General features: G+C 51.7%; 16 protein-coding genes. 4 read left to right on the forward strand and 12 right to left on the reverse strand.

What is annotated here, in order from left to right:
- Window positions 1-8 precede the first annotated feature (8 nt).
- From F608_RS0103230 to F608_RS0103250, 5 genes are read right to left on the reverse strand one after another with little or no spacing between them, the layout of a single operon-like run.
- Window positions 9-620 carry a class I SAM-dependent methyltransferase gene (locus F608_RS0103230; RefSeq protein ID WP_022664173.1) on the reverse strand — a complete coding sequence of 204 codons (612 nt, stop codon included), beginning with the start codon at window positions 618-620 and terminating at the stop codon, window positions 9-11.
- 57 nt (window positions 621-677) lie between these two features.
- Window positions 678-2,996: a DNA translocase FtsK gene (locus F608_RS0103235; protein ID WP_022664174.1), complete on the reverse strand. Its 2,319-nt coding sequence runs from the start codon at window positions 2,994-2,996 to the stop codon at window positions 678-680.
- Window positions 2,993-4,642: a ribonuclease J gene (locus F608_RS0103240; RefSeq protein WP_022664175.1), complete on the reverse strand. Its 1,650-nt coding sequence runs from the start codon at window positions 4,640-4,642 to the stop codon at window positions 2,993-2,995. Before F608_RS0103240 ends, F608_RS0103235 begins: the two co-directional genes overlap by 4 nt.
- Before the next feature lie 24 nt (window positions 4,643-4,666).
- Window positions 4,667-4,999 carry a hypothetical protein gene (locus F608_RS0103245; protein ID WP_022664176.1) on the reverse strand — a complete coding sequence of 111 codons (333 nt, stop codon included), beginning with the start codon at window positions 4,997-4,999 and terminating at the stop codon, window positions 4,667-4,669.
- A gap of 59 nt (window positions 5,000-5,058) precedes the next feature.
- Window positions 5,059-5,943: a DMT family transporter gene (locus F608_RS0103250; protein ID WP_027362424.1), complete on the reverse strand. Its 885-nt coding sequence runs from the start codon at window positions 5,941-5,943 to the stop codon at window positions 5,059-5,061.
- 168 nt (window positions 5,944-6,111) lie between these two features.
- Between F608_RS0103250 and F608_RS0103255 the strand changes: the two genes are divergently transcribed.
- Together F608_RS0103255 and F608_RS0103260 are read left to right on the forward strand one after the other, a co-directional pair.
- Window positions 6,112-7,563, forward strand: a complete 1,452-nt coding sequence (locus F608_RS0103255; RefSeq protein WP_022664178.1) for an aminotransferase-like domain-containing protein — start codon at window positions 6,112-6,114, stop codon at window positions 7,561-7,563.
- A 221-nt stretch (window positions 7,564-7,784) separates the two neighbouring features.
- On the forward strand, window positions 7,785-8,024 hold the full coding sequence (locus tag F608_RS0103260) for a hypothetical protein (protein ID WP_022664179.1): 240 nt from the start codon (window positions 7,785-7,787) through the stop codon (window positions 8,022-8,024).
- A gap of 62 nt (window positions 8,025-8,086) precedes the next feature.
- Here F608_RS0103260 and divK read toward each other — a convergent pair whose 3' ends face one another.
- The 6 genes from divK to F608_RS0103300 form a co-directional block, all read right to left on the reverse strand.
- Entirely contained in the window at window positions 8,087-8,437 is a 351-nt protein-coding gene (gene divK / locus F608_RS0103265) for a DVU0259 family response regulator domain-containing protein (protein WP_022664180.1), read from the reverse strand.
- A 9-nt stretch (window positions 8,438-8,446) separates the two neighbouring features.
- Window positions 8,447-8,827 carry an acidic tetraheme cytochrome c3 TmcA gene (tmcA, locus tag F608_RS0103270; protein WP_022664181.1) on the reverse strand — a complete coding sequence of 127 codons (381 nt, stop codon included), beginning with the start codon at window positions 8,825-8,827 and terminating at the stop codon, window positions 8,447-8,449.
- A gap of 1 nt (window position 8,828) precedes the next feature.
- Entirely contained in the window at window positions 8,829-10,160 is a 1,332-nt protein-coding gene (gene tmcB, locus F608_RS0103275) for an electron transfer complex ferredoxin TmcB (RefSeq protein ID WP_022664182.1), read from the reverse strand.
- Between the two features lie 18 nt (window positions 10,161-10,178).
- A complete protein-coding gene (tmcC, locus tag F608_RS0103280; RefSeq protein ID WP_022664183.1) occupies window positions 10,179-10,838 on the reverse strand; it encodes a TmcC family electron transfer complex membrane anchor subunit in 660 nt (219 codons plus the stop codon).
- Between the two features lie 60 nt (window positions 10,839-10,898).
- The gene (gene tmcD / locus F608_RS0103285) at window positions 10,899-12,137 is read right to left on the reverse strand and encodes an electron transfer complex subunit TmcD (RefSeq protein WP_022664184.1); all 1,239 of its coding nucleotides are present in this window, start codon (window positions 12,135-12,137) and stop codon (window positions 10,899-10,901) included.
- 768 nt (window positions 12,138-12,905) lie between these two features.
- Entirely contained in the window at window positions 12,906-13,373 is a 468-nt protein-coding gene (locus F608_RS0103300; RefSeq protein ID WP_022664188.1) for an Lrp/AsnC family transcriptional regulator, read from the reverse strand.
- Between the two features lie 249 nt (window positions 13,374-13,622).
- Here F608_RS0103300 and F608_RS30525 point away from each other — a divergent pair, with 249 nt between their 5' ends.
- Both F608_RS30525 and F608_RS0103315 read left to right on the forward strand, forming a co-directional pair.
- Window positions 13,623-15,059: a trimethylamine methyltransferase family protein gene (locus tag F608_RS30525; protein WP_022664189.1), complete on the forward strand. Its 1,437-nt coding sequence runs from the start codon at window positions 13,623-13,625 to the stop codon at window positions 15,057-15,059.
- A 104-nt stretch (window positions 15,060-15,163) separates the two neighbouring features.
- Window positions 15,164-15,544 carry a cupin domain-containing protein gene (locus tag F608_RS0103315; RefSeq protein ID WP_022664191.1) on the forward strand — a complete coding sequence of 127 codons (381 nt, stop codon included), beginning with the start codon at window positions 15,164-15,166 and terminating at the stop codon, window positions 15,542-15,544.
- Window positions 15,545-15,559: 15 nt separating this feature from the next.
- Here F608_RS0103315 and F608_RS0103320 read toward each other — a convergent pair whose 3' ends face one another.
- The gene (locus F608_RS0103320; RefSeq protein ID WP_022664192.1) at window positions 15,560-16,243 is read right to left on the reverse strand and encodes a DUF554 domain-containing protein; all 684 of its coding nucleotides are present in this window, start codon (window positions 16,241-16,243) and stop codon (window positions 15,560-15,562) included.
- Window positions 16,244-16,333: the final 90 nt, after the last annotated feature.

Raw genomic sequence — 16,333 nt, forward strand, 5'->3', positions numbered from 1 at the left:
CTAAAATCTTAATTCCGTTTCAAAACCCCCAGAGTTTGGGTCATTTCAAGGGGAGTATAGTCGCCGGTTTCAAGGGCCTGTTCATAGACCTGTCTCGGGGCCTGTCCTCCCTTGGAGGGGTCCATGAAAATATCATGGATGACCAGAAGGCCTCCCGGAATCAGGTGGGGGGACCAGATCAGAAAATCATCCCGGGCCGCTTCATAGGAGTGGCCCCCGTCGATGAAGACCATGGCCAGCGGGGTCTTCCACATCCGGCCGGCAGTGGCCGAGCTGGATACCACAGGGATCACCACATCCTCAAGCCCTGTCCGGGCCAGGGTTTCCCTGAAAAAGGGAAAGGTATTGATCCTGTGGGTTCTCTCGTCGTAAAGATCCGGGTCAAAGTACTCCTGGCCCCTTTGCTGCTCTTCAGATCCCCGGTGGTGGTCAATGGAAAAAAGGATGGAGTTCTCTTCTTGGCAGGCGGTCCCCAGGATAACGGCCGACTTGCCGCAATAGCTTCCGATTTCAAGTATGGGGCCCAGCCGGGCGGATTTTTTGGCCTCCTGGTAAAGCCTTCCGGCCTCTTCATCATCCATGAACCCCTTGATGGTGCCCAGCATTTGAAAATCAATCATAATATATATTTTCGTCCTTGGGATGGGAAACAGGGTCCCTTAAAAGGGTCCCTTTCCTTAATTGTTTTCATCATAGGATTTCACCAGGATCTCCCTGGGTTTGGACCCGATCTGGGGTCCTACAATTCCCTCGTGCTCCATGATTTCAATGAGCCGGGCCGCCCGGTTATAGCCGATGCGCAGCCGCCGCTGGACATAGGAGATGGATGCCTGGCCCGACTGTGTCACCACGGCCACGGCCTCGTCATACTTCTCATCATAGTCTGCCTCATCAAATTCCTTGGTTTCCCCCTCTTCATCTCCCATGGTGATCTCTTCATTGTAATCGGGCTTTCTCTGTTCCTTTAAAAAGGAGGTAACCCTGGCGATCTCCGTCTCAGAGATATAGGCCCCCTGGATCCGCATGAGTTTTCCGGTCCCGGGCGGGCAGAACAGCATGTCCCCGTTGCCCAGAAGGCTTTCCGCCCCACCCTGGTCTATGATGATCCTGCCGTCGATCTTGGAAGAGACCTGAAAGGAAATCCGGGTGGGAAAATTGGCCTTGATGGTGCCGGTGAGCACATCGGCCGACGGACGCTGGGTGGCAAGGATCAAATGGATGCCCGCAGCCCTGGCCATCTGGGCCAGCCGGGTCAGGGCAAATTCCACATCCTTGGACGCCACCATCATGAGGTCGGACAGCTCATCCACGATCACCACGATATAGGGAAGAACTTCCATAGATTCCTGGAAAGCGGTTTCCCCGGATGGCTCCGGATTCCCGGCTTTTTTCTTGAGTTCTTCCCTGACCTTGTCATTGTACTGGACCAGGTTCCGCAGCCCGCTCATCTCCAGGAGCTCGTATCTTCGCTCCATTTCCCGGACCGCCCAGAACAGGGCATTGGTTGCCTTTTTCATATCCGTGACCACCGGGGATATGAGATGGGGGATATCATTGTATACCGAGAGTTCAATGCGCTTGGGATCGATCATGATCAGCTTGACCTGATCCGGGGTGGCCTTGTACAACAGGCTGATGATCATGGAGTTAAGGCCCACGCTCTTTCCGGTTCCGGTGGCGCCTGCAATGAGCAGATGGGGCATTTTGTCCATCTTGGTGGCCACGGGCCGGCCCATGAGATCCTTGCCCAGTCCCAGGGTCAGGAGGGAGTCACTGGTCACGAAATCCCTGGCAGAGACCATCTCCCTTAGATTAACCAGCTCACGCTCATCATTGGGGATCTCTATGCCCACCACATCCCGGCCCGGTATGGGAGCCACGATCCTTATACTGATGGCGCTCAGGGCCAGGGCCAGATCATCGGAGAGCCCGGTGATCTTGCTCAGTTTGACCCCGGGGGCCGGTTTGTATTCAAAGGTGGTAATCACGGGCCCCGGAAGGATTTCAACCACCTCTCCGGAGACGTTGAAATCCTTAAGTTTTTCCTCCAGGATCCTGGCTTTTTCCTGGAGTAACCGGGTGTCAATATCCTTTTTGACCTTGACCTTTTCATCCAGAAAAGAGATGGACGGCAGTTTAAAGTCCTCCTGCTCCCGGATGTCCTCAATAAGGGTTTCGGAAACATACTCCCGCTCATCCTCTTCCAGGGGAACAATGTGGGGTTCAAACAGATCCTTCTGCACCGCGTTCCCGGAAGGTTTGTCCTCTTTGTCAAAACTCAGGGCTCTTTCCGGAATCTGTACCGGAGGTTTTTCTTCCGGCTCATCTTCTGGTTCGGGCAGTCCCGGCGTGATCTGTATCTCTTCTCTTTCCTGCTTGGCCTCCTCTCTTTTTTCCTTCCAGTCTGCAAGGGCCTGGGCCAGGAACTCTTTGGCCTCCTGGAAATCCTCTTTAATGGTGGCGGCCAGCTCAAATGCTTTTTCCCGGATAAAACCGGCCAGGGCCACCATGGAAATCCCCGTGGCCAGAACAAAGCCGATGACCATAAAAAAGACAAGGATGATGATGCAGCCTGCGATGTTGGCATACTTCAATAGAAACGAGGTAAAATGGGTGCCCAGGATTCCCCCGGCCGGAACCAGGGTCCCGGAAAAGGAATAGGCATCCTTGAACAGGAAAAACATGGCCCCGGTACAGACCATGAGGATCAGGCCTCCCCCAAGGGTGAGCCAGATGATTTTAGGGGTCCGGGCCTTGAGATACCAGATACTGGAAAGGGCAAGGATCACCGGCATCCAAAAGGCCCCGATTCCGAAGAGATAGACGAAAAGACCGGCCACGTGGGCCCCGATCAATCCGAAATAATTATGGGTATTGTCCGGAACCTGGAAAAAACCGTTTCCCACACAGGGATCTGAGGCATCATAGGAAAAAAGGCTCAGAGCCGACAGGACAATGAGAAAAAAAAGGAGTATGCCGATGAGTTCTTTTTTCATACTTCAATGATAATGGGCACGATCAGGGGCCTTCTGTTGATGGCAAAGGCAAAGTACTGCTTTAAGGCCTTCTGGAGCCTCTTCCGGATCAGTTCCACCCTGGAGTCAATGCCGGGTTCAATTTCTTCAACGATTTCCAGGATCACGCATTGGGCGTCGTCCACCAGATACCCTGTGGCTGAATCAAAGACAAATCCCCGGGAGACCAGTTCCGGACCGTAGAGCACGACCCCGGTTTCCTCGTCAATAATCATGGTCACCACCACAAGCCCGCCTTCGGAAAGTTCTCGCCTCTCCTTTAAGACACTTCTGCCCACATCACCGATTCCCTTGCCATCCACAAGGATTCTGCCGGTGTGGACCTGGCTCTCCAGTCGGCCCCCGTCCCCGTCAAAGGCGATGACCTTTCCGTCTTCCGCCACCAGCACATTATCCCTGGACATGCCCAGCTTTTCGGCCAGACGGGCATGGACCACCAGGTGGCGGTACTCTCCGTGGACCGGTATGAAAAATTTGGGTTTGGTCAGGTTGAGCATGAGTTTGAGCTCCTCCTGGTGGGCATGGCCGGAAGTATGGATCTGGGCGATCTTTGAATAGACCACATCCGCCCCCCGGCGGTAAAGCCGGTTGATGATATTGGCAATGGCCTTTTCATTGCCCGGGATATACTTGGAGGAGAGGATCACCGAATCCCCTTTTTTTATGCTGATATGCTTGTGAATCCCCGTGGCCATTCTCACCAGGGCCGACATGGGCTCTCCCTGGCTGCCCGTTGTGATGATCACCACCTGGTTGTCCGGGACCTTGTTGATCTGTTTGATGTCCATGATGGTATTGGGGGGATAATTGATATAGCCCAGTTCATCGGCAATGGAAATGATCTGTTCCATGGACCGGCCGTTGAAAACCACCTTCCGGTTGTTGTTGACGGCAATATCCATGACCTGCTGGATCCTGAAGACATTGGAGGCAAACAGGGCCACAATCACCCTTCCTGTGGCGGCTGTAATCACCTTGCCAAGGTTCCGGGCCACCTCATGCTCGGACATGGTATACCCTTCCGATTCCACATTGGTGGAGTCGGAAAGCAGTGCCAGAACCCCTTGCTCGCCGAACCTTGCGAAACTGGAGATATCGGTGTTCTTCTTGGGATCGGCATCGTGGCTGATCCTGAAATCTCCGGTATGCACCACCACTCCCTCCGGAGTCTTGATGGCCAGTCCGACCCCGTCAATGGTGGAGTGGCTCACCCGGATAAATTCTATTTCAAAGGGCTCAATGGAAAGGGTCTCCCCGGGATTGACCAGGTTCAGATCAATGCGGGTATTGAGTTCAAATTCCACCAGCTTGTTCCGGACGATTCCCAGGGTGAACCGGGTGCCGTAAACCGGTATCCGGAACTCCCTCAACAGATAGGGAAGTGCGCCGATATGGTCTTCATGGGCATGGGTAATGATGATTCCCTGAACCTTGTCCCGGTTTTCCCGCAGATAATCCATGGCCGGGATGACATAGTCAACGCCCAGCATATAATCTTCGGGAAACATGAGACCGGCATCGATGATAAAGATGACGTCTTCATACTCCACCACCATCATGTTGAGACCGATTTCGCCAAGACCGCCAAGGGGGATGAGTTTAAGCATGATTTAAAAATCCTAGGAGTATTCTCAAATGTGGATGGAGAGCTTTTCAAGCAGCCCGTCGACCTGATCCATGAGCCAGTCCCGCTGCTCCCGGGTGGCATAGCCCATGCAGTCGCATTTGATATTTTTTTTGATTCTGACCAGAAACTCACAGGAAAGGAAGGTCTCCTCCAGCATGAGGGCAAATACATGGGGACCGCACTCTTTATGGTCCGTTTGGATCGGCGTCAATAACTTTCTTTCAATTTCCAGCCAGTAGATTCCACCGACCGGGGCCGAGTCCAGATGCTGATCCAGGTATTCCTTTAACCTGTGATAGTCCTCCAGCCGCAGCCCGTCTATTTGGTATTGTTTCATAGGGATTCTAATTAGCATATATCCCTTTGAATATGCAACCGGTATTGCGGCCGCACAGATTAGGTGGAAGTCGCCGCCGGCTTATGCATCGCCAGAAAATTTCCCCCCACCACCAGGAGCATGCCGGACAGGGCCGGGAGATTCCAGGAATAGCCTTCCATGAAAGAGGAGATGACCAGGGCCACCACCGGCACCACCATGATGGCATAGGAGGCCTTGTCCGCGCCCATGGAGCCGATCAGGGTCAGGTAGCAGCCAAAGGCGATGATGGAGCCGAACACGGCCAGATAAAAAAGAGAGCCCACATAGGACGGGGTCATGGCAAAGGTAAAATCCTTGCCCATGAAAAAAGCGGCCAGGATCAGAATCAGAGTACCGTATCCCATGCCCAGGGCATTGGCCTGGATCACCGGGATATTGTTTCTGGAATTCCGGGCAGAGGTGATATTGCCCAGGGAGGCCAGAAGCACGCTGATAAATCCCAGGCAGATTCCCAGTATGCCCTTGTCTGTAAAACCGAAGGATTCGATTTCCGGCATGAAGATCAGGACAATGCCGGCAATACCGATCACGGCTCCTGCAATCATCCTGGACTGAACCGGGGCTTTGAGAAAAATGGCGCCGTTGGCAATATTCATGAAAACGATGGAAGAGAACAGGACCGCCACCAGCCCCGAAGTCAGATAGACTTCGGCCAGATAGACCAGCCAGTAGTTCAGGGAAAAAAGCAGCAGGCCCAGCAGAAGCAGGTAGCCATGGTCTTTGGGTGAAAATTTGAGACTCAGGCCCCTGATCCTGCAGAAGAGGATGAGGATCATGGCGGCCAGCCCGAACCTGTAAATCACGGATACCATGGGGTCCACACTTCCCAGCTGATACTTTATCCCGATCCAGGTGGATCCCCAGATCAGGATGGTGACCATGTAAAGCGCCAAGTTCTTCATTTTCCTCTTTCCTTCCGGTTCCCGGCCGTCTTCGCCGGAACCTTTTTCAGCTTTCCTTGATGTCCCGCCCCAGTTCACAAATCCCTTGATTTTCAGGAGACTATATATTAATTCAGATAAAAAAACAGTTACAGAAGAATAAAAATTTGACCATAACAGAAGACGACCATGAAATCCACTCCCAACTTCAGATACGTGACCCTGGCCGATCAGATCCAGGACAATATCACCCAGGGCCTGTTCCGGCCCGGGGACAAACTGCCTTCTTTACGACGGCTCCATACCCGCTTGGGTCTGAGCGTGTCCACGGTCCACCATGCCTATATCGAGCTTGAAAAACGGGGACGGGTGGAGGCCAGGGAAAAATCCGGATTCTATGTCCGCCCCCTGGACAGGAGTCCCCTGGCCGTTCCCAGACAGGTTCATGCCGAGGCCAGGCCTAGCCGGGTTCACATCAACGACCTTCTCCGGACCATCATTGCTGAACTGGCCGATGAAGACATTCTCCAGCTCGGAACGGCGGTCTGTTCCAGAGAACTGATGCCCCTCAAGCAACTGACCCGGATCATGAAATCGATTCCCGGGGACAGCCTGGGAACCTTCCTGTCCAACTATGAAGACTGCGCAGGCAACATCAGCCTAAGACAGGCCGTTTCCCAGCAGATGCTCGGCCATGCCTGCAGCATCACCCCCGAAGAGGTCGTCACCACCAACGGATGCCTGGACGCGGTCAGCCTCTGCCTCAGGGCCGTGGCCGAACCCGGGGATACCATTCTGGTGGAATCCCCGGTTTTCCACTGTTTTCTGCAGCTCATCGAAGACCTGAATCTCTACGTCCTGGAACTGCCCTGCTGCCCGGAAGAGGGCATCAACCTAAAAAATCTTGAAAAGGCCCTGGATGCCAACCAGGTCAAAGCCTGTATTTTAAACTCCAATTTCCAGAATCCCCTGGGCTATGCCGTGTCAAAAGAAAAAAAGGCGGCCATCCTCGAAATCACCCAAAGCCGGGGTCTGCCCGTCATTGAAGATGATATATACGGAGATCTCTATTTCAGTGGCAGCCGGCCCCCGACCTTTAAAAGCATGGACAGGGAGGGCATGGTCCTCTATTGTTCCTCCTTTTCCAAAACCCTTGCCCCGGGCCTGAGAACCGGATGGACCCTTCCCGGCCGATTTCTTAAAAAGGTTCTGAGGATGAAATCAAGCACCACCATATCCAATGCCGGTATCAACCAGGCCGTGGCTGCGGAATTTATCAGTACCGGCGCCTATGACCGGCACTTAAGAAAACTGCGCAATCAGATCAAAAACCAGGCTTCGGCCCTGGCAATGGCCCTGTCCAAACATTTTCCCAGGGATACCCGGATTACCTTTCCCACGGGCGGCATGTGCATCTGGGTGGTATTGAATAAAAAAATCGATTCCATGGATATCTATCATAGGGCCCATGCAAAAAAAATTTCCATTCTTCCGGGAAAGATCTGCTCTTCATCGGACAGGTACAACCACTGCCTGAGGCTCAACTGCGGCATCAAAAGGGGACCCAGGATGGAACAGGGGATCATGGCCCTGGGAAAGATCATCAGACAGGAATACAGGGACCTGGACATTCCGGTGTAAGGCTTTTTTATTCAATCTCCGGCAGATTTCAAACTCCGGGATTGTTCCGGTGGCCGGGAAGGCACCTTTCTGTTGTTAGTTTTATCAAACTTTTTTAGCTCCCGCCTCTTGCCAGCCCGGGCCGGGATGTTTATGTTTTTTACAAAGAGCAGATCCGTTATTCCCCAGGAATAGGGACGTTCAAATATTGAATCTTTTATACAATTGTAAAGGAGCTGAAAATGAAAGACAGAGCCGTCAGAAGACACCACGAACGCAGAATCCAAAAAAAACTGGTCAAAGATTATGACAACTGTATTCAAGATCTGCCTGCTGACGAGCAGCGGGAACTGGAAGGCAAGGTTGAAAAACTAAAAAAAGTATGTGCCTCCCCCTATTCCGAAGAAAGCGACAGAAGGCTTGGCAAAAAGACGATCCAGGAACGAAAGCATGACATTACCATGAAGGAGGAACTGAGATAAGCTTTGCCAAACCCGTTTGTATTCCCCCGGAAGGACAATCACCCGTCTTTCCGGGGGTTTTTTTATCCGTTTAAGATCTCCCCCACCTTCTCAATCAATTGCTCATTGTCAAAGGGTTTGGCAAAATAGGCCTCAGCCTTGGGAATGGAGTATTTTCGTCCGGAAAGACCCGATACCACGATCACCGGGGTCTTATGTCCCTTTTTCGACAATCTTCTGAAGAATCGGGGTCCCCACTCCTCGGGCATCTCAAGGTCCAGGGTAATCAGATCCGGACTGTTTTTCTCAAACACATCCATGGCCTCTTTCCCGTCCTCGGCAATGCAGGTCTCATAGCCGTTATCCTTGAACAATGCATCCAGATATTTAACAATGGCGGGATCATCATCTACGATCATAATCTTCTTTGTCATCATGCCTCCTTATTCTTTCTTGTGGCATTGGCCGCAGAGCACAGGTCCCTTGCCGGCATCAAAGTGGCAGTCCCTGCAGCGTTTATGGAACGCATTTGCAAGGGAAATTTTATTTTCCGGGCCGGCAGACAGAGCGTGGCACTCTGAACAGGGACTGTCCTCACTGGATTCATCCTCCAGCAGCTTGCCGTCTTCATAGAGATGGTGGCAGACAGCGCAGTCATCAATTTCAGCGGCCTCATTATGGTCGTCATGGGCAAAAACCGCACCGGGTCTTCTCGGGTTCTCAAAGGAGTCAGGGCTAAGCCTTTCGACTTCTTGGACGCTAAAGGCCGTGCATACAATTGCCGCCAGCAGGATCAGGGTATACAGAATAATTTTGGGTTTCATATTACTCTCCCGGCTTATAGATTTTCTTTTCCATGGTTTCATAGATGATATCCCCCAGGAACTTGACTTCCATGCCAAGCTTATAATAGTGGATGATATCCTCCAGCCCGCTGTGACAATTATGGCAGGGAGCGATGAGGATTTCAGCTCCCGTAGCCTTGAGCTGTTCCGCTTTTACCCTGTTGTTGACCATCCTTTCAGTCTTGTACGGAGGGCCGCAGTTGACCACCCCGCCCCCGGCACCGCAGCAGTAGTTGTGTTCCCGGTTGGGGGTCATCTCCACCCAATCCTCACAGGTCATGGCAACCACTGCCCTGCCCATATCATGGAGGCCCCTGCCCCGGGATACGTTGCAGGGATCGTGAAAGGTGACTTTTTTCTTAAATTTTTCCTTGATCTTGATCCGGCCCGAAGTCAGAAGTTCGTGGTAGAACTGCAGGGCATGAACCAGTTCAAAGGGAGGCATGCCCCAGGAAATCCATCTATTGGCCACATCATAAACCGACCGGAAGGCATGACCGCACTCGCCCATGACAATCCGCTTGACCTTGAGTTTTGCCGCGGTTTCATAAAAGGCCCGGCCGATCCGGCCGGAAATTTCATTATCCCCGGTGAACATGGCCATGTTGGAGTTGTCCCAGCCCGGTGACGAGGGCATGGTCCAGTTGATCCCGGCCGCATGCATCATCACGGCAGCCTGGTAGATGAGCCCTGCCTGAAACTTGGGTTCCGGCGCGATCACCGAGTACATGATATCGGCGCCTTCCTTGTCCAGGGGAATTCTTAAATTTTCAAATTCTTCTCTGGCATCCTCTTCCTGCCATTGAAGGGTGTCGATCCATTCGTCTTCCTTGACCCACATCTGATTCATGGTAGCAGAGTGGGAATTCACCGTATCCTGGATGTAGAGCGGCGTGATTTCCAGTTTGTGACAGATCCTTCTGACCAGGAGCATCATATAGGCGATGTCTATACCAAAAGGGCAGTACATGGAACATCGTTTACAGGTATTGCACTCCAGATGGGCGATGTGGACGGCCCTTCTTAAAAAGTCCTTGGACACCCTGCCCTTTCTTTCCAGCATCTCCCAGATGGTCTGCTTGACCTTGGCTGCCGGGGAAAATTCGGGATCCCTGTCATTGGATAAAAAATAACTGCAGGCATCGGCACAGAGGCCGCATCGCATACAAGTCTCCACATAGGCCTTGAAACGCGGCCCGGTCTCTTTTTCAAGGACCTGATTGATGACAGATTCAATTCTCTCCGGGGTCAGCCTTTCCAGGCCGTTTTCAACGGCCTGGTCTGTATTTTTTTCAACTTTTGTGTCCTGCATCTTCATCTCCTTTTCTGTCTACCAGTCCCTTGCATGCCTGACATTGCCGAATTCAGATCCAGTGAATGCCCGGGTCAGGGGTGCCGTTAACATGTGAGAAAACCGTGAAAAGGGAATCGCAATGAGCATGAGTTCCCCGGACAGCACATGGACAATCACCATCCACTGGTATGAAAAAGCCTGGTGATAGGCGATGAACCCGGTCAGGAACGGCAACAGCACGATCACCAGCAGAATATAGTCCTTGATCGAAGTCAGAAATTTCACCTCCGGCACCACCATCCTTCTGACGGCCAGGAAAACAAGGGCCAGGATAACAGCCAGGGTCAGGATATCTGCCAGACCGTCATTCAAGGCCGGCCATGAGACCTGAAAGGCCTCGTCAAATAGAACGATATGGGCGGAAAGAAACAGGGGCACCAGAAACAGCAGAATGTGAAAACAATAGGTTATTCCCCAGAAAACCGGCTGAATCCGTGTACTCTGGGGAAAAAACGGGATCAGCCATGCCCCGATGGACCGAAGGCTGTGGGGCCAGGTCATGTAGGTAAAAACAAAGTTTTCCTTTTCCTTGATTCCCGTATAGATTTTAATGAATTTGAACACCAGTCCCAGCACAAAAATCAATGCCGATATCCAGACCATGGGTCCCATGATAAAACCGATAAAAGCATTCATCCGCGACTCCTCTTAGCTTTGTTATGTCGTTTTTCCATATGTTTCGTATCTTCCATGTCCTTACAAAGCAATGATCCGGCGTTTGTATACGCCGTTTTCTATCCCTTTGACCAATACTTTTGAATTATCCGGGCTGATTACGGGATCCGCCATACAATCATAGGGACCCGTGATCAGTTCATCGTTGGCAGCCACGAACCAACGACCCTGTTTCTCAACGGCGGCCGCCAGAATGGAGCCGTCCGCACTGATCACCGGGGCAAAAACCTTGTCACAGGACAGCTTCCACTTGGAGCCGTCCTTGATCAGGGTCCAGAAGTCCTTGTCCTTGACCACGGCCACCAGGCTGGATCCGTCCTCTGAATAGCGGATCTCCCGGATCATGGTATCAATGGTCAGGGGCCAGACCCTGTCATCCTGGGCCACACTCCACTTCCCGTAGGAAGGAGCAACGATTGCAGCAATTTTATCTTCCGACTGGGTCACATGCCAGAGCTGCTGATACCCGGTCTCCCAGAACACCTTGTCATCCTTGAACAATTTCCATTTTCCGCCGTGGCGGACCGGGGCCAGAACCGACTGCCCCTCACCTGCAAAAACCGGTTTCCACACGGATTGAAACTCATGGGTCCAGGGAGTGCCGTTGACGGCAATGGTATACCGCTCCCTGTCTATTCTGACCCCCCAGGCCAGACTCTGATTCTTCCTGTCAAAACTGATATCCCAGGCATTGAGAAATTTTTTATCAAAGGCTTTGCCGTTCAGGGCAACGGAAAAAATTCCCTTTTTAAAGGCGTCCACATCGGCCGCTCCCATGGATTCCACCTGAACCACTCCGGCGGTGGCACCGGTCTCTCCCATGACCGCACCCGAGAGATTCTCATACAGGGTTTCCCAGGGCTTGTCATTGACGGCCATGCCGTATTCCGAATCCCTCTGGATTGCCAGGCCGATGTGGGCTCCGTCTGAACTGACCTGAAGATCCCAGATAAAATCAAACCGATTTTCCCATTCTTCACCGTTTACGGCAAGGGTCCACTCCTCGTCCTGGCAGACACAGGCGATAAATTGGTTGTTCGGAAGGGCTTTCAGGCTCCAGGCCTTTTCATACTCCCCTTCCCAGACTTCTCCGTTCTCACAGATGCCGAATACCATCTCATCCACATTGACTATACTGGCAACCCGCTCTCCGTCAGGACTGATGCAGGGTTCTTCCACCCAGTTGAATCGGGTCTCCCACTCTTTAACCGGGATTTCCTTCAGATCTGTACTCCAATCCCATGATTCTTTTTCTTCCATATTTATCTCCGAATGTGTGTAGAAAAATTAATAATTTTCAATTCGTTAATAACCATATTCAAAGCGCCTGTGAAAAGCTTTTTTCCCTTTGATTCATCCCTTTTATATCCGGCCCGTCTCCTTAATTTGAGTTCCACCCTCCCGTTTGGGCAGTCAAATGCCCTTGTGACATCCGGCTTGCCTACGGATCATCAAAATATTAATTTTAAACCGTAAATACAGATACTTAGACCCTATTTCGATTTTTCCCACAATACCCTATCATTTTTTTTACAAACATTCAAATTCTAAAACTCATTCAGTGACCCATTCTATCCCGGGAAAAATGCTTATTCCGCCGGCCGGCCGGCGCCGTCAAACGGTCTTTTGATTCCCGTGATAAAATCTGTCCCCCATATTCGGATTTTCCCCCTGAAATTTACTAACAAAATTTCAATAAAGGAAGCAAAGAACATGCCGACACCCTCTTCCGGAAAAGCCGAAGAAGAGAAAGGACATCTCCAATTATTAGAGTTCCGGTTCGGATGTAAGACAGAGGGAAAGTTAACCAGAGGAATATATAGAATATTCTGAGGATTAAAATCTTCCAACAAAACTGTGATCAGGCCATAGGGAATGATCAAAAACGGCCTAGGAATTTTATTTCCGGCCCCTGCACAGGATATCCAGGGGCAGAATCGAGGAAAAAGCAGGAACGGGCGGACGCACAAATGCAACCCCCATGAAAATATTCATGGGGGGTCTTGTTTCATCCATCATTATAATGGATCACCCTTCCCTGATCTTGAAAAATTTGGTATCGGAATGGAGCATGATATGGGTTTCAGTGGAGGTGATATTTTCGATTTTGCTCAGGCCCCCGCTGAAGATGAAGTCGTTCAGGTCATTGATGGAATCGGCCAGGACCTCCACAAAGATATCGTACTTGCCCGTGGTGACCCAGACCGCGTTGACATTGGAGAGTTTTTTGATTTCCCGGACCGCTTCGTTGTGGGACCTTCTGTCCAGGTTGACCCCAAGGAGGGCCGCCACTTTATTGGTGAGGTTAAAGGGATTGATCCGGGCCTCAAGCCTGAGGATATCCTTTTGTATGAGGCGGTTTACCCGGTTACTGATGGTTCCTTCGGATACATCGAGATCTGCTGCAATGCTCTTAAAGGATTTTCTGGCATCCTTCTGCAGGGCCTGTACGATCTTTATCTCAAGATCATCCAGATTACCGTCCATGAGTGTCATAATATATTCCTAAATTTATTCAATGTTTCTTGTCCGAATCTCCCTTCCCATACGGACAGGACTATAGTTCAAGACCATCCAATTTGCAACAGGAGACATAAAAATCATCATTTTTAGTTCTGTAAAAATTTTATATATAAAATATCGTTAATACCTATTTTTTATCAGTAAATTATTGACACCCATAAAAATGCAGGATAATGCTCCATCGGGAAACTGATTTTATTTTACTTGCAAAAGGAAATCATCATGGGACAGGATTTGTCTGAAAAATCAAAGGTTGAAAAACTGATTCTTCTGGCCGAAAAGATTCTGGCAGAGGTGGGAATAAAGATCTTGAGTAAGGAGTATTTTGACCTGCTCTCGGACAGGGGACTGACAATCAAAGAGGGAAGGATCTTTTTCACAAAGGACGAGATCCAAAAGTACCTGGCCATGGCTCCGGGACCCTTTACCCTGTATGGAATCAACCCTGTCCACGATATGGCCGTGGGCAGGGGTCTCTCCCAGACAGCCCCGGGATACGGGTGTTCCTCTGTCATGGACCCCTGGGGTGAAACCCGGGATGCCCGGTTTCAGGATCATCTTGAACTGGTCAAACTGGTCCACCAGAGCCCCTGTTTTGCCATCAACGGAGGCATCCTGGCCCAGCCCTCGGATATCCCGGCTGAATTCAGCCACCTGGCCATGCATTATGCAAGCCTGGTCTACTCGGACAAGTGCATCATGGGAATGCCCGGCACCCGGGACCAGATGGAGGAGATCATGACCCTGACGGCCCTGCGCCTGGGCGGAGAGGAGATCCTAAAACAGTCCCCCCGCATCATCACCATGATCAGTCCCATCAGCCCCCTCCAGATGGACCGGATGGGACTGAACTCCATTGAAATTGCCGCCCGATATCACCAGCCAATCATGGCCTCCCCCGGGGTGGCCGCCGGCACCACCGGACCTGTGGACCTTGCCTCCAACCTGGCCATGGCCACGGCAGAGGCCCTTTGCATCATCATGATCGCCCAGGTGTTCAACCCGGGCACCCCGGCCATCTTCGGGCTTCAATGCTATGGATCAGACATGAAAACCGGCAATATCTCCACCGGGTCCCCGGCCTATGCCCTCCAGGCCAAATACTGCGCGGCCCTGGCACGGCATTTCAATCTGCCCAGCCGGGCAGGCGGTGCGGTCAACGATGCCAGGAGCCTGTCTGCCCAGGCCGGTTATGAGAGTATGCTCTCCATTTTCACGGCCATTCAGAACAATATCTCCATCATCGTCCACAGTGCCGGAATCATGAACAATTTTGCCGCCATGAGTTTTGAAAAATTCATCATGGACCTTGAAATGATCCGGATGGCCAGGTTTTATATGGATGATCTCGATGTGAACGACGAGGCCCTGAACTTTGAGCTGATCCGGGAGATCGGACCCGGCGGCCTCTTTCTGACATCCATGGACACCATGAAAAAATGCCGGACCCATGCCTGGAATCCGGATGTGGCCCTGAGGGGACCCTTGGGAGGCCTGTCCCCGGAGGACAAACTCCTGGACAACATTCAAAAGACCCGGGAGAAAATGCTGGCAGCCTATACTCCGCCAGAAATCGATCCTGAAATCCTGGACCAAATGAACAGGTTCATGAAGGAAAAGGGGATGGATCCCTCTGCCCTGCCCCTTGAAAATCTGTAAAAGCCGCCTGCAATTTATTTTCAAAGAATTGATCCGGATCAATTTAATTTCCAGGGAAAAGAACTATCTTATGGGGTAGAAACCTCAAAACAGGAGAATTTCCCATGACGGATCAAAAAAAAGACCCCAAAAAAAAACTGATTAAAAACATAGACTTTTCCCGGGCCATTGTTATCCGGGATCTGGTGGATTATGAGGAGGGCCGCGTGGTCAGCCGGACCCTGGCCAGCCATGCCCATGTCAATATCACCCTGTTCGCCTTTGAAAAGGGAGAGGAGATATCCGCCCACACCTCCCCCGGGGATGCCATGATTCTGGTCCTGGATGGAGAGGCAAGGGTCAATATTGACGGCAATGAACTCGGAGTGAAAGCCGGGCAGACCGTGGTCATGCCGGCCAATGTCCCCCACAGCGTATCCGCATCCACCCGGTTTAAGATGCTCCTCACCGTGGTCAAGCAGCCGGTGGGGATTGGCGGATTATAAATCCCGGCCCTCCTGCTAAATCATGGACCGGATAAAGTAGTAGACCAGGGGAATGAACACGGCCGGCAGCATATTGCCCACCTTGATCCGCTGTTTCAAAAGCATATTGACTCCCAGGCCCATGATCAGAAGACCGCCGACTCCGGACATCTGGCTGATCACCGCCGGTACCAGCAGGGGTTTGAGAACCCCGGCGGCCAGGGTGATGGCCCCCTGGTAGATCAGGACCGGCCCGGCTGAAAACATAACCCCGACTCCCAGGGAAGAGGTCAGAACCATACCGGTGATACCGTCCAGGCAGGATTTGGCAAAAAGGGTGTCGTGCTTGCCCAAAAGCCCGCTTTCCAGAGAGCCCACAATGGCCATGGAGCCCACGCAAAAGAGAAGGGAGGCCGTGACAAAACCGGTTGAAAAACCGGGACCCTGGCCTGAAAATTTCTTCTCCAGCAACTTGCCCAGCCTTTCCAGGAGGTCTTCGATCCCGATCAATTCACCGATTACAGAGCCCAGTGCCATGCTGATGATAACGATGATCAGGTCCTGGCACCCCAAGGCCATCCTAAGGCCCACCAGGATAACGCAGAGGCCGATGGCCTGTAAGATGGTCTGATTGTACCGCTCGGGTATCCCGTTTTTAAAGAGCAGGCCCACAAGACTGCCGGCAATGATGGCCAGGCAGTTGACAAAGGTTCCCAGCAATGTGATTTACCCCTTAGACAATTGATCGTTGAGATTGAAGAATGGATAATGCGGACGAAGCCCTGGTTTTCTTTTCTTGCTTTTCCAGCT

This window comes from Desulfospira joergensenii DSM 10085, from assembly GCF_000420085.1.
In the GTDB taxonomy this organism is placed as follows: Bacteria; Desulfobacterota; Desulfobacteria; order Desulfobacterales; family Desulfobacteraceae; genus Desulfospira; species Desulfospira joergensenii.

Bases quoted from the DNA above. Each gene is read 5' to 3' on its own strand.
- F608_RS0103235 (WP_022664174.1), bottom strand. From the start codon at position 2,996: ATGAAAAAAGAACTCATCGGCATACTCCTTTTTTTTCTCATTGTCCTG.
- tmcD (WP_022664184.1), bottom strand. From the start codon at position 12,137: ATGGAAGAAAAAGAATCATGGGATTGGAGTACAGATCTGAAGGAAATC.
- tmcA (WP_022664181.1), bottom strand. From the start codon at position 8,827: ATGAAACCCAAAATTATTCTGTATACCCTGATCCTGCTGGCGGCAATT.
- F608_RS0103315 (WP_022664191.1), top strand. From the start codon at position 15,164: ATGACGGATCAAAAAAAAGACCCCAAAAAAAAACTGATTAAAAACATA.
- F608_RS0103260 (WP_022664179.1), top strand. From the start codon at position 7,785: ATGAAAGACAGAGCCGTCAGAAGACACCACGAACGCAGAATCCAAAAA.
- F608_RS0103245 (WP_022664176.1), bottom strand. From the start codon at position 4,999: ATGAAACAATACCAAATAGACGGGCTGCGGCTGGAGGACTATCACAGG.
- F608_RS30525 (WP_022664189.1), top strand. From the start codon at position 13,623: ATGGGACAGGATTTGTCTGAAAAATCAAAGGTTGAAAAACTGATTCTT.
- F608_RS0103230 (WP_022664173.1), bottom strand. From the start codon at position 620: ATGATTGATTTTCAAATGCTGGGCACCATCAAGGGGTTCATGGATGAT.
- tmcB (WP_022664182.1), bottom strand. From the start codon at position 10,160: ATGCAGGACACAAAAGTTGAAAAAAATACAGACCAGGCCGTTGAAAAC.
- F608_RS0103240 (WP_022664175.1), bottom strand. From the start codon at position 4,642: ATGCTTAAACTCATCCCCCTTGGCGGTCTTGGCGAAATCGGTCTCAAC.
- tmcC (WP_022664183.1), bottom strand. From the start codon at position 10,838: ATGAATGCTTTTATCGGTTTTATCATGGGACCCATGGTCTGGATATCG.
- F608_RS0103300 (WP_022664188.1), bottom strand. From the start codon at position 13,373: ATGACACTCATGGACGGTAATCTGGATGATCTTGAGATAAAGATCGTA.
- F608_RS0103255 (WP_022664178.1), top strand. From the start codon at position 6,112: ATGAAATCCACTCCCAACTTCAGATACGTGACCCTGGCCGATCAGATC.
- divK (WP_022664180.1), bottom strand. From the start codon at position 8,437: ATGACAAAGAAGATTATGATCGTAGATGATGATCCCGCCATTGTTAAA.
- F608_RS0103250 (WP_027362424.1), bottom strand. From the start codon at position 5,943: ATGAAGAACTTGGCGCTTTACATGGTCACCATCCTGATCTGGGGATCC.